Origin of the sequence: Mangrovibacterium lignilyticum (genome assembly GCF_010882175.1) — a bacterium.
GTDB lineage: Bacteria > Bacteroidota > Bacteroidia > Bacteroidales > Prolixibacteraceae > Mangrovibacterium > Mangrovibacterium lignilyticum.
The window spans coordinates 1,715,338-1,728,867 of the sequence record NZ_WKLH01000002.1; the positions used below are offsets into that span (position 1 = coordinate 1,715,338).

The following is a 13,530-nucleotide window of genomic DNA, read 5'->3' on the forward strand; positions in this document are numbered from 1 at the left end:
AGGCCACACAAAACCTGTAACCCAATCCCCTATTCCAATTTTTTCAGACTGGCAAATAGCCCGTCATCAAGCGCTTCCGGGTCTTTGCTGTATTTGACGACAAATTTCTGCAATTCCTCCGTCGATGCCGTCAACAGGTAGTTTCCATCTTCCACCTCATATTTTATATCCAACTCCCCTTTTTTTGCCAGATCCTCCAACCATCCGGGATCGAACCAACGAATTACAGCCTGTTCACCTGTCAAGTCCAGGCAAGCAAAACTATGGACCGGCACCACATGCAGATCAAAAAAATCAGGTCCGTTATCAGCTGAGCTTCGGTATTCTTGCAGAAAGAAATCAAGGAAATACTGTCCTTCCAGCTTAATCAAGTGAACTTTGAAACTGGATGCTGACAGCTCCGTTTCTCCTTTTCCGCTCAGTCGCAACAAGTACGCCGTGCTGTCCACATTTTCGGGAACAGCTTCTCCTTTAAAGTCAAAGGAAAATTGCCAAACCGTACTGTCATCTTCAAGCCAACTCCCCAACAACAGGTCGTTCGCAAATAAATCCTTCTCCGTGTACAAGGGGTGGTATGAAACGACAATGCACGAACAGACCAGAAACAGTAAAAAAACAGCGGAATACTTCGAGATTGTTTTCATGGCAAAACGATTTTAGTTAATAAACAGAATGTATATCCGGTCGATATTCCGAAACAAAAATGTACAGAACAGCGACCATTTGTGAACTTTCGATTATAGAAATAAAATCCATCCCTTCGATCAATCATCTAATATACGATCTTATCAATTGAAAATTAAATTTTAACAATCAATTGCTTACGATTTAAATTAACGCTCTCCCGTTTCACCCGAATGAAAACCCAAACAAGTTACTTGCACATTATCGGCTTAACATTTGCACGATTATTGTTCTAATGAATAACAAATAACTTATCTTTATAGGAATCGACCTAGAAACGCTTTTTCAAGCATCGTCGATTAACATTAACAGGCATTTTCGTTGCGTAAAAAAAGCCAACGATCTATTTATTCACCCTAAAACAAATCTTATGATTAGAGATTACAGATTCTACGCATCAGCATCAAACAACTACAAGGCGCCAATTCCGCAACCAACAGATGATGACGAAGATCCGGACACGGATACTGGTGATGGCGGTAAAAATTAATCCAAAGATGTAGAAGGGGAGTTCGATGAACTCCTCTTCTATTTTATACTCACCAAAAATCACTTCCGGTCATCACACGATCTGAAGAATCATAAATCTTCTCCTTCGGCTATTGAACTGCTTAGATTTTTGTATATTCAATTTTCAAAACCGTTTTCAACAAGCAGCCCCAATGTTCAAGTATCCCCCTGTACTTATTTTTTTACTTTTAACAATGCTCAGTCTGGCTTCAAAAAGCCAGGATATTAGAGATACTGCAGACTACCGGGCATTAGTAGAACAAGCCAATTCCATTGCCAATTCCAAACTCGACAGCGCACTTATCCTTTATCTGAACATCGCTAAAGACACAGAAAAAGCCGGCTACCAACAGCTGAACTGGGAGGCTAAGATGAAAGCCGGGGCAACCTATTCCGATCTGGGAAAAAAAGACAGCGCACTGCTGATTCTTCAGGATACCTATCGTGAAATTGCAGCACAGCGAGACAGTGCCTACCAACTGAAGGTGTTAATTAAACTGGCCGATTACTATGCTGATAATTACGAATTCGAACGGGCAATCATTCACTTACTGGACGCACAAAAGCTGATGACCAATTCGACGCCTTTTCCCCTCCGGTTCGACGTATTAAACACGCTGGGGCAGGTGCACAAGAAAATGAAGGACTACACTTCTGCATTGAAGTATTACAGACTATTGGAAACAGATTTCTTTTACCAGCTGAATGATTTTGATCGGTTCCTGGTATTTATGAACATCGGGAATGTTTATTTGGAGACGAAAGATTATGCCAAAACCGAAGAGTTATATTTAAAGGCCTATGCCGAAATTCAAAAGATCGACGACAGTGCAAATCTCGCTCTTATTACCTACAACCTAGGCAATCTCTATTTCAAACAACGGAAGAACATTCAAGCCACAAAATTTGCAGAAAAAGCACTGAAGAGTTACACCGTCATTGGCAATAAAGTCTATATCGAGTTCTGTTACCGACTTTTGGGAGCCCTGCAATATCGTTTCCGAAATTTTCAGGCTGCTGAAAAATATTACCTTAAAGCACTTCAAATCGCAAACGAAATTGACAACCGAAACTCGTTGATCGGCAATTACCTTAACCTGGCCATGAACTACCGGGCCTGGGGCAAGTCGACCGCCGATACCGCGAAATACGAAAAGGCCTGGAAGTTCCACAAGATGTGGGCAAACCTGAAGGACAGCCTCTACCAGTCAAATCTGGCTAACCAAGCATTGGAACTGGAAAAAAAATACGAAACGGAAAAAAAGAATGCGAAAATTACCATGCTGGAGAAAGACAACCAGCTACAGGCCGACGAACTCATACTGGAACAACAACAGCGCAGATTTATGTGGATCGTTATTGCCCTGATGACCATTATCATCGGCGTGGTGGTCTATTTCATGGTGTACTTCCGACGCGTGAACGACCAGCTAAAACGTCAGAGCCGGTTAATTTTCGACCAGAAAGAGCAAATCACCGACCAAAACATACAGCTTCAAAAAGCGGTTAACACGCAAAACAAACTGTTTGGTATTATTGCCCACGACCTGCGAAGCCCGTTGGTTTCGGTTAACAACTTTGTGCGTCTGCTGAACTATTACATTGCAGACGGTCGTTACGATAAGATTACCAGGATGGCGAAGGAAATGGATCGAAAAAACGATCAGGTTCTGGAATTGACCGACAATTTGCTGAATTGGGCCAGAAGTCAATCCGGAGGGCTGACTCCAGTCCTGCAACATATTAGCCTGAATGAAATTTTAGACGAATGCTACGAACTGTATCTTCCGGTTGCCGAGCGAAAGGAAATCAGTCTTGAACTGGAGGCAGAGGGGAACTGCCTGCTTTGGGCCGACCGCGATATGGTGCGCACCATTTGCCGCAACCTGATTAACAATGCGCTAAAGTTTACGCCTCAAAAAGGAACCGTCCGTTTGAACTACAGTTGCACCAAAACAGAAGCCCGGGTTTCGGTAAGCGATACCGGGATGGGTATCAGCCCCGACCGGCAAAAGCGCTTGTTTAACGTGAGTAAAGAAGACGTGCGCAACGGAACAGACGGCGAAAGAAGCAGTGGCCTGGGACTGTCGGTTTGTAAAGAGTTCTGCGAAATCCTGCACGGAAAAATCAGTGTTCGAAGTCAGGAAAACACCGGCAGCACCTTTACGTTCACGATGCCCTTGTATGCCGACGAATTGAAGGAACTGGCTGCTTTGGACATTCCGGACTAAGCCCGAAAAAGGATCACCGATAACTGAAAACCGATTCTCCGAATTCCGCAACAAAGTATCGTTCACCAACTTTGAGTTTGGAAATTTTGATACATCCCCATCATATTTCATATAATTTAACAGGTTAAATACCGTTTATTCTTTTAACAAAGTTTAATTTTAAGCTCATTTATTAAATATTTATTTATGAAGACTTACAAACCTTATCTTGCCCTAACCAAGGGCACCAGTGGTAACTATACGCTCGATGCCGTATTTCAATGCCCAAAAACGCAAAACATTGTCAGCATCGACCAACAAGCAATTACTACAAACGGGAAAACATACTGGGGTGTTATCGTCAGCGTTTCAAGCGACATCCAGCTGATGTGCGGGCCGGAGCTGAATGTACTGTTTACCTCAGTTGCTATTGATGCTTCCGCCAGCAGCTATGGAACCGTTAAATGCATTGTCCAGCAAACTAAGTCAGGAGAATTCGGAGACCCTGAAGATGAGGAAACCGATATCGACTTCGGAGACGGAAACTAAAGCATTCTATTCAAAATAGAGGTAAAAGGGAATTCATCGAATTCCTTTTTTACTTTCTACTAAACAGATTAATTCTCCATTAAGCCAACATTCTCAGTTTCCGATAAAATGAACTTAATTTGTTTTTGTATCTTCATGCTTTCATAATCATTCAACACAGTGTAAGCTATGTTTAGGTTCGCCACGATGCTAATCTTCTTTTTGCTCTCGCTTTCCTCCCAAAATATTCGTGCACAAGAAAGTATGTCGCCTGATAGCAGCATTTTGAACCAGCTAATCAAGCAAGCTGAGACATTGGCAGATACTCAATTGGATAGTGCTCTGATTTTAAATCGGCAAATCAGTATAGAAGCGGCCAAAGCCAACCTCGACCAGTTGGTCTGGGAATCACGCTACGAAGAAAGCGATCTTCTGAACAAACTGGGACATAAAGACAGTGCCTTGATTATTTTGGATGACCTGAAACGCGAAGCCGAAGCACTGTCGGATTCAACGAGGCAAATCAAAGCCCTGACAAGAATTGCCTCCATAGAACAGCTATCCTACGACTTCAAACCAGCTATTGCCAATTTACTGGAGGCTCAGAAATTTTTAACAAGATCAACTCCTTTCGATCTACGTTTCAATCTCATTAATACACTCGGCCAGACACACCGAAAAATGAAGGATTATGACAGCGCCCTAAAATATTACCAAATTCTGGAACATGACTTCTTTTACCAGCTTTCCACTCGGCAAAAATACCTGGTCTACATGAACAACGGGAATGTGTTTGCGGACCAAAAAGACTACGCAAAAACTGAAGAGTATTTCCAGAAAGCCTATCAAGAATGTATCCAGCTGAATGAACCAGAACAACTGGCCCAACTAACTTATAATCTTGGAGCTCTGTACTACCGTCAACAAAGGTACAAAGAGGCCTCAAGCTATAGCAACGAGGCACTCGAGGCATATGTTGAAATAGGTGATCAACTGCGCATCGAACGCTGCTATCGCGTACTCGGTGCAATTCAATATGACCAGGGAAACTACTCGGTCGCCAACCAATTCTATCTAAAAGCATTGGAGATTGCTCAAAAGATAAATAACCCAAAATCAGTGCTGGGCAATTACAAAAATTTATATCTCAGTAATTATCTGAAAGCTAAATCGGAAAAAGACACAGTAGCTTACCGGGAATCAATAGTCTATGCTTCAAGGCTAATGAACCTAAAAGACAGCCTCTATCAAACCGATTTAACCAACCAATTATTGGAACTGGAAAAAAAATACGAGACAGAAAAGAAGAATGCTGAAATTGATCTGTTAAGCAAAGAAAACCAGTTGCAGGCCGACGAGTTGCTGCTGGAACGCCAGCGCCAGCAATTCATGTGGATGGCCATCGGCCTGTTAACCCTCGTGGTATCGGTGGTTATTTATTTCATGTTTTACTACCGCAAGGTGAGCGCCATGCTGCAACGCCAAAGCCGGTTGATCTTCGACCAAAAAGAACAGATCACCTCCCAGAATGTGCAATTACAAAAGGCTGTCAATACCCAGAACAAGCTCTTCAGCATTATCGCGCACGACCTGCGCAGCCCGCTGGTGTCGGTGTCAAACTTTGTGCAATTACTGAACTTCTACCTGCGCGATGGCCGCTACGAAGACATTACCCGAATGGCGAAGGACATGGACCGGAAAAACGAACAGGTACTCGAGCTAACCGACAATTTGCTGCACTGGGCACAAAGCCAGTCGGGCGGACTAAAACCTCAATTGCAGCGCATTAATCTGAATGAGATCCTGGATGAATGCTACGAGCTATACCTGCCGGTTGCCGAACAAAAAGGAATTAAGCTTGACTTGAACAACGATGGCAACTGCTTACTTTGGGCCGACCGCGATATGGTGCGTACCATTTGCCGCAACCTGATTAATAACGCGCTGAAGTTTACCCACCAGGAAGGTAAAGTTGTTATTGCCTATTGCTATAACGATACGGAAGCCCGTGTTTCGATCAGCGACACCGGGCTGGGCATCAGCCCCGGGCAACTAAAGCGACTGTTTAGTCTTGACCAGGACGATGTGCGCTATGGCACCGATGGTGAAAAAAGTAGCGGACTTGGCTTGTCTGTCTGCAAAGAGTTTTGTGATATCATGCGTGGCAAAATTGAAGTAAGCAGTACCGAAGGGCTGGGTTCTACCTTCAGTTTCACCCTCCCTAAGTATTCGGACGAACTTCAGGAACTGGCTGCCGTGAAAGCACAACAAGCTGCGGCTCAGTCTGACCTTTAGTCCTCACCCCTCAGGCCGGCGTGAGCTTTCCGGCTGTTCTAAATCTGCAGAACCAGGACTATCCCATCACACACCATCATTATTCCATTGTGCTGCAAGAACATTCCAGAGGGCAGATTCCCTATTCCCTTTGGAATAATCGATATTCTCTATGGAATAGCTCTTCTGCTGTTTGGAATATCTATGGTTCCATGTGTCAGCAAGGCGATTCCATAGCTCACCATAGTGATTCTCGATGGAATACAATTGCGGCCTTCGAGAATATCTATTATTCCACGTGGCGCCAAGCCTCGGCGCAAAGGCAGAATGATTATTCCCGAACACTATATGCTTCCAAACAAAGTCATTTCTGTTCCATGGCGCAAAGGAGCAACCATGATCAGGCATTCATCTGCGAAGCGTAATTACTTGACCAAAAATCCATATTTTTCGCTGTAATGCAACATTTGCGCGGAATAATCCGACTGGTACTCCACGGCAACATCAGCAACTTGTCCGTTGCTGCCGGTCACCAGTTTCAGTTCGGGGTTCAGGAAACCGGCGTAGGGGGCAATATTCAGCTTTTTGAAACGCTCAAGCACTTCGCCATGTAGCTGGGGGTCTATTTTTACGGCATAGGCCTCAACCAAGGCTTTTGCGGCTTCGTAGTCGCCTTCCGACTTAATGCGCTGCACTTCGTTCAACAATTGTCCGAACAGTTCGCGCAACCGGGCATAGTCGTTAATCTGCACAACGGTTTTGCCATCCTTTTTTATCAGCTCCACCACCCCATCGGCTTTGCCATGCTCAAAAGCCCACCGGGTAATCAACTGCCGATTCCGCATGTGCGATTCTTCCAAATCTTTGCCTAGCTCAATACGCGTTAGCTGGGTAATCAAACCATTGCGCAAATAGGCATCATACTCTGCCTTGCCCGATTCAGCCGATGGAACCAGCCCCAACTGAAGCAGCTTTTCGTCGGCAATATAGTAGAGGGCAAACAAATCGGCCCGTGTTTCTTCCAGAGTCGAATAGTAATTCTTCAGATCTTCCGGTTTCACACCGGGCTGCATACGGCCCGAACCGTGCCCCAGGCACTCGTGCAGGTCGGTGTGCAGGTTGCCGGCCAATTGCCCAAACTCCCTGGCCCTTTGAATCTCCGCTTCCGAAGCGGCGAACTCCTCGAGCATGCCATTGCCCAGCGAATCCTGAAAATAAGCCTGCGTAATATTGTCGATGGTAACCGATTTGGAACCGAATTCCTCGCGAATCCACTCCGAGTTCGGCAGGTTAATCCCGATTGGTGTCGCCGGGTAACAATCGCCTCCCAGCATGGCCACATGAATCACTTTGGCACTGACGCCTTTCACCTCGGCCTTTTTAAATTTCGGATCGACCGGCGAATTGGCTTCAAACCAACCGGCATTTTCCGATAAAACAATCGCCCGCTTCGTTCCTTCCAGGTCCTTGTAATTCACAATCGACTCCCAACTGGCTTTGATGCCCAGCGGGTCGCCGTATATCTCAATAAAACCGTTCACAAAATCGACCAGCCCCTCGTTCTCATTGGTCCAGGCAATGCTGTAATCGTCGAACTGTTTCAGATCGCCACTCTCGTAATAAGCCACCAATTTGGCAATCACCTCTTTCTGCAAGTCGTTTTCAGCAAAGGGAGCGGCTTTCTTCAACCAGCCAACAATTTGTTGAATGGCCTTGCCGTATTTGCCGCCACAGTGCCAAACATCTTCCTTCAGTTCCCCGCCGTCTTTAACCAAGGTTGAATTCAGGCCGAAAGAAGGTGCATGTTCGGGAACGCTTTTGCGCTTCGCCTCATAAAAGGCTTCAGCTTCCTGCTGCTCCACCCCCTGATAATAGTTCATGGCTGAAGCTTTCAACAGGTCGCTGTTGCTGTCGAGGCTGATGCCTTTCGCATCCAGTTCCGGATTGAAAATCACATCCAACACGTGCGGTAATTCATCCTGAAAACTCAGCTCACTCAAATCCGCTTGCGCCAACAGTTGCTGAAACGCCTCTCGGCTCAGCGTTGGTTTAAACTTTTCGGTTGAATAATGATGATGAATGCCGTTGCCAAACCATACCTGTTTCAGGTAAAGGTGAAGGGCTTTGAATTCGTCCGAGTCCCTGTTCCCTGTAAAGCTCTTGTAAACTGTTTCCAGCAACTGGCGAATCTTCAGGTTCCAGCGGTTATTCTGGTCGAACAGAATATCGCGGCCACACAGCGCAGCCTGACTCAGGTAATAGATGTATTGTTTTTGCTGCAGGCTCAGCTTTTCGAAGCCGGGCAGTTCATAACGCAATATTTTTATATCGGCAAATTTTTCAACAAATACACTCATAATCAAATTCCGGGTTTCAAATTAAAAATTCGGGCTTTCGGGTTTGCAAGCCCTGACAAATACCCCACTACTTTTTCTCCATCTCCTCTTTCTGACGAGCCTGGTACTTTTCCTCAATTAAGCCTGACGATTTAATGCTTCGGCGCAACCATTCCAGCTTTATTGCGGCTCGTTCTTCTTTCGTCAAATGCCAGTCAATTTCTGGATCGTTCCGCAACTTCCACGTCAAATGATGTAGAATAACGGCTGCAGACACGGAAATGTTGAAGCTTTCAGTAAATCCGTGCATCGGAATTTTCAAAAACTCGTCAGCCTCGTTTTTTACCACATCCGAAATTCCGGTCAGCTCCGTTCCAAAGAAGAAAGCTGCTTTGCCTTTGCGCAGATCAAAATCTTCGAGGTTGGTATCGCCTTCATGTGGTGTTGTTGCCACAATGCGGTAACCATTGTCCCGCAACGCCCGAATCGCATCGAGGCTGTTATCGTCCTTTTTGCTATATGTTTTTACATTCAACCATTTGGTAGCTCCCATCGCAACCTCCCGATCAACCTCGAAGGTGTTGCTGTTTTCAATCACATGCGCATCCTGCAAACCGAAGCAATCTACCGATCGCATCGCCGCGCTGGCATTTTGCGGCTGAAAGATATTCTCAAGTACAATGGTAAGGTAACGGGTACGCTGATCCAGAACGCGGTCAAACAGGTCGTTTCGCTCGGGAGTGATAAATTCGGAAAGGTATTCAATGAGTTGATAATCCATTTTTAAAGCCAAGTTTGATAACGGCACAAAATTAAAAAAGGGAAGCTAAAATGCCTCCCTTTCCAATCTCTTTCTATCTAGAAAATCTTAGATTGCGTCTTCTAATTCAGCGCCAGGCTTGAATTTAACCACTTTCTTTTCAGGAATTTCAATAGGAGCACCTGATTGTGGGTTTCTGCCAGTTCTGGCACTACGTGTTGATACTGAGAAAGATCCGAAACCGATTAGGGCAACACGATCACCATTTTTCAATGCATCAGTAGTGGAAGCAACAAATGCATCAAGCGCTTTTTTTGAGTCAGCTTTAGTCAAACCGGCCTTTTCAGCGATGGCGTCAATTAATTGAGCTTTGTTCATAGGAAAACATGTTTAGGGTTAAAAAAATAAACTGATTATTATTATTTGTCTATTGACATAGTTACCATTATTTCTTCTATTATGCAACCCCCTCTTCTAAAACCTCAGTAAAATCAATGCTTTCAGTTGCTTTAATTTTAAGTTTCATAAAATTCTAAAATAAGATTTAAATATGCAAACCAAAAGAGGATTTTTTTTTTTTGAAAATGATACATTTTTTTTGGTCCAAATTTTTGCAGTTTAAAAATTTCGTCTACTTTTGCCGCCACAACCACGGAGAGATGGCAGAGTGGTCGAATGCGGCGGTCTTGAAAACCGTTGATCTTCACGGATCCGGGGGTTCGAATCCCTCTCTCTCCGCGAAACGAAACCGAAGCAAATTGCTTCGGTTTTTTTTGTTTTATCCCATTTGCAAGTCATATCTCTGATTTTTCTAAAAACATAATATACAACAGGTATTCGCCAATTCAAGCGCTAAAACGCCCTGTAAACACAAAAACAGGCTCTTTCCCTACCTGTAAGTTCAACTTAACTTTTCATATTGATACGGGGTCAGCAATTGCCGATTTGACGACATCCACCAATATTTACCATAAACATTCAATTCTTTGATCAATTCTCTGTCCGGAGGCTTGTCCCTGCAAAACCGATCCGGTTCCCACGAGAGCTTGCCGTGAAGGACTAATTGCTGATCATACGACGAAGATCTATGTACGAAAGCACCATTCTCCAGTTAATGCCGACAACTTCCCTTATCTGCCCTCTGGGCTTCCTAAACCGGAAAGTATAGGTCCGCATTCAAAACACGGCAACAAAAAGAAAGGCTGCCCTTTTGGGACAGCCTTCTGTATCGTGTGTTAGTCTTTAATCTTACTGCAAAAACGGTTCTCCGTTTACCATGACATTCTTCACAACTAAATTCTGAATTAATGACGTGTCAAGCGCTGCGCTTCCTGCTTCAATTTTCATATCTTCCAGTGTAATGTTGACCAAACGGTCGTATTCAGTAATTCCTACTTCCATGAATTTTTCGCACTTCAGATTGAAGTTCCGGAAAGTAATATTTTCTGATGACGAGATGGGAGGCGTCTCGCGTCCCTGCAAGTCAAAAAACTGACGCCAAGGGCGGATATAGATGGCCGTACGTGCCGTTCCCGAAATATTCTCCATCGTAATATACTCATATTTCTGAGGCGTATCGGGGCGCATTTTTAGGAAAATGATTCGGCTCACACCTTCAACGGTACAATTACGCACCAACACGTTTTTGGTATGAACAGACTCACTACCGCAAGTAAATGTTGAATGACAAAAGCCATAGGTGTTATCCTCAATCAGGATATTCTCATTCGGACCGTTGTTTGGATCTTCATCCGCCCAGGGACCTTTGCCGCCTTTCATGGCAATGGCATCATCGTTAACCGACATATAGCATCCTTTAACCAACACGTTAGAACAAACATCCAAATCCAAGGCATCTGAGCTAGGCGCAGGAACTGGTTCCTTCGGTGCAAAAATATTTAAGTTAAGCAACTTGGCATAGTTACACTGGTAAAGATGGGTCGTCCAGAAACCGGAATTGTGCAATTTGACATCCTGTAATTGAATACTGTCGCAACCCCAGATAAACACCAGGCGAGGGCGAGATACCTCCAGGTTAGTACATTTAGGATTTTCTTTCCGACGTTGCCAGAAAGCTTCCCAGTATTTCAAACCATTACCGTCAATTGTACCTTCTCCGGTAATTGTAAATCCGTCGACCTCGTATGCATTCACGAGCGCCGGAAAATAATCCAGGTTTTGACCTTCCATGCGTGACGGCATAATCGGATAATCGGCTATATCATCCGATCCCTTCAGCATACCACCTTTTTCAACATGTAAGTGCGTTCCGGGCTTAAAGAAAATGGCGCCACTTCGGAACGTTCCTTCAGGAACAACGATCACACCTCCGCCATTGGCCGAGACAGAATCAATCAGTTGTTGAATCGCAGCTGTGTTCAGGGTTGAATCATCAGCAATCGCGCCAAAATCGGCAATCGAATACATTTTACCCAATGTTGAAGGATCAATCTTGGTCGTATCTGAAAACCATTCGGGGATTGGAGTTCCATCAGGGAATACATCAGCGCTTACTGATTTTTTCTCCTGACAAGAGGAAAGGGACAAAGTCAGGCCAATAGCTAAAAAGCCAAAAAATGACTTGAAAGTCGATTTTTTCAAAATTCTCATCGTTTAAGTAATTGTAGTTAATAAGTAGTATCGTTGATACGATAGAAGCAAAAATAACAATACTTCTCAGTCTTTGAAAGAATTGGAGCCAATATCGACTCAAATTGCATTTTTGCAGCGACTATGCTCCCAATGACCAAACCGACAAATCGGCATCCACTTTCTCCTCAAATATTTAAACAGCCTTAAAATAAAGCTTCCTTCGATTTCGAACTAAAGCTGAATAACTGAATCAAAAAAAAGTTTCCAAAAGATAAATTGACTCTCAAAAACTTAAGGAAACCATCGAGCAAAATCCGTGTGATTTGGAATTATTTCTTAGGTTGTTTAGAACTTATTATTATATTTGCACTCGCAATTGAGAAACGGGTGTAGCTCAGTTGGTAGAGCACTGGTCTCCAAAACCAGGTGTCGGGCGTTCGAGTCGCTCCTCCCGTGCAAAAGCTGCTTTTTTAAGGCGGCTTTTTTCATTTAATATCCTCGCCATTTCGCTACATTGTTTCACAACATTTTTTAATCTTTCATAAACTACGTTTGACCAAAATTCGCTATAATTGCATAAAAGTATTTTTTACTTTTATAACGACTTGATCATTCGCAAAATTCAAACTATGAAACGAAACCAAATGACAAAATCACTCCTTTGCCTGCTAATGGCCATCACCTTTCATCAATACTCAAAAGCACAAAACCCGGTCATTACCGACAAATACACCGCCGATCCCGCCGCAATGGTTTATAATGACACCGTTTACTTATATGCTGGTCACGACGAATGTCCACCCGAACGCAATTTTTACGAAATGCACGAGTGGCTGGTCTACACATCAACGGACATGGTCAACTGGACTGAGCACCCTGTACCTTTGAAAGTTTCAGACTTTTCATGGGCCAAAGATGACGCCTGGGCAGCACAAGTGATTGAGCGAAACGGAAAATTCTATTGGTACATTACAACAACACACGCAACTATTCATGGAAAAGCAATTGGAGTTGCCGTATCTGACAGCCCTACAGGCCCCTTTCATGATGCGCTGGGCAAAGCACTCATCACAAACGACATGACCAAAGCCGCAACAATTAGCTGGGATGATATTGACCCAACGGTTTGGATTGATGACGATGGACAAGCATATTTGTTTTGGGGAAATACCGCCTGCTACTACGCCAAACTGAAGGAAAATATGATTGAGCTGGACGGGCCGATTCATACAATTGATTTACCAAATTACACTGAAGCACCCTGGATTCATAAAAACGGTGATAATTTCTACCTTTCATACGCCTATGAATTCCCCGAAAAAACAGCCTATGCTATGAGCAAGAGCATTGAAGGCCCATGGGAGTTTAAGGGAATTCTAAATGAGCTTGCCGGAAATTGCAATACCAACCACCAGGCTATTATCGATTACAAAGGAAAAACCTATTTCATCTACCACAACGGCGGAATTCCAACGCAAGGACAAAGTTTTCGCAGGTCGGTGTGCATTGATGAGCTTTTCTACAATCCTGATGGTACCATCAAACGCATTGTCATGACAAGCGAAGGCGTTCAGCCAGCCAAATAAGAAATCGTTATTAAATATTGAAAAGTGATCGGTTGATCACTTTTTTTTTG

9 protein-coding genes and 2 tRNA genes are annotated in these 13,530 nt (G+C 43.9%); 6 read left to right on the forward strand and 5 right to left on the reverse strand.

Annotation, left to right across the window (positions count from 1 at the left end):
• Positions 1-29: 29 nt before the first annotated feature.
• On the reverse strand, positions 30-644 hold the full coding sequence (locus tag GJV22_RS13990) for a hypothetical protein (protein WP_163714643.1): 615 nt from the start codon (positions 642-644) through the stop codon (positions 30-32).
• A gap of 702 nt (positions 645-1,346) precedes the next feature.
• Here GJV22_RS13990 and GJV22_RS13995 point away from each other — a divergent pair.
• From GJV22_RS13995 to GJV22_RS14005, 3 genes are all read left to right on the forward strand, one after another.
• Positions 1,347-3,425, forward strand: coding sequence for a tetratricopeptide repeat-containing sensor histidine kinase (locus GJV22_RS13995; protein ID WP_205461874.1), 2,079 nt, complete (start codon positions 1,347-1,349; stop codon positions 3,423-3,425).
• Positions 3,426-3,611: 186 nt separating this feature from the next.
• Entirely contained in the window at positions 3,612-3,953 is a 342-nt protein-coding gene (locus tag GJV22_RS14000; protein ID WP_163714649.1) for a hypothetical protein, read from the forward strand.
• Positions 3,954-4,121: 168 nt separating this feature from the next.
• Positions 4,122-6,227: an ATP-binding protein gene (locus GJV22_RS14005; protein ID WP_163714652.1), complete on the forward strand. Its 2,106-nt coding sequence runs from the start codon at positions 4,122-4,124 to the stop codon at positions 6,225-6,227.
• A 404-nt stretch (positions 6,228-6,631) separates the two neighbouring features.
• Here the strand turns inward: GJV22_RS14005 and GJV22_RS14010 are convergent, their stop codons facing one another.
• The 3 genes from GJV22_RS14010 to GJV22_RS14020 all read right to left on the reverse strand — a co-directional run bounded on the left by GJV22_RS14010 (position 6,632) and on the right by GJV22_RS14020 (position 9,680).
• Positions 6,632-8,563 (reverse strand): dipeptidyl-peptidase 3 family protein, encoded by a 1,932-nt coding sequence (locus tag GJV22_RS14010; protein ID WP_163714655.1) that lies wholly within the window; start codon positions 8,561-8,563, stop codon positions 6,632-6,634.
• Positions 8,564-8,630: 67 nt separating this feature from the next.
• Positions 8,631-9,323, reverse strand: a complete 693-nt coding sequence (locus GJV22_RS14015) for a TrmH family RNA methyltransferase (protein WP_163714658.1) — start codon at positions 9,321-9,323, stop codon at positions 8,631-8,633.
• 87 nt (positions 9,324-9,410) lie between these two features.
• A complete protein-coding gene (locus tag GJV22_RS14020) occupies positions 9,411-9,680 on the reverse strand; it encodes an HU family DNA-binding protein (RefSeq protein ID WP_163714661.1) in 270 nt (89 codons plus the stop codon).
• 275 nt (positions 9,681-9,955) lie between these two features.
• Here GJV22_RS14020 and GJV22_RS14025 point away from each other — a divergent pair.
• Positions 9,956-10,040 (forward strand) — tRNA-Ser (locus tag GJV22_RS14025).
• 510 nt (positions 10,041-10,550) lie between these two features.
• Here GJV22_RS14025 and GJV22_RS14030 read toward each other — a convergent pair.
• Complete coding sequence (locus GJV22_RS14030) at positions 10,551-11,912, reverse strand: rhamnogalacturonidase (RefSeq protein ID WP_163714663.1); 1,362 nt, start codon at positions 11,910-11,912, stop codon at positions 10,551-10,553.
• 365 nt (positions 11,913-12,277) lie between these two features.
• Between GJV22_RS14030 and GJV22_RS14035 the strand changes: the two genes are divergently transcribed.
• Both GJV22_RS14035 and GJV22_RS14040 read left to right on the forward strand, forming a co-directional pair.
• Positions 12,278-12,350: transfer RNA gene (locus tag GJV22_RS14035), tRNA-Trp, on the forward strand.
• 173 nt (positions 12,351-12,523) lie between these two features.
• Positions 12,524-13,480 carry a glycoside hydrolase family 43 protein gene (locus tag GJV22_RS14040; protein WP_163714667.1) on the forward strand — a complete coding sequence of 319 codons (957 nt, stop codon included), beginning with the start codon at positions 12,524-12,526 and terminating at the stop codon, positions 13,478-13,480.
• The last annotated feature ends 50 nt before the right edge of the window (positions 13,481-13,530 follow it).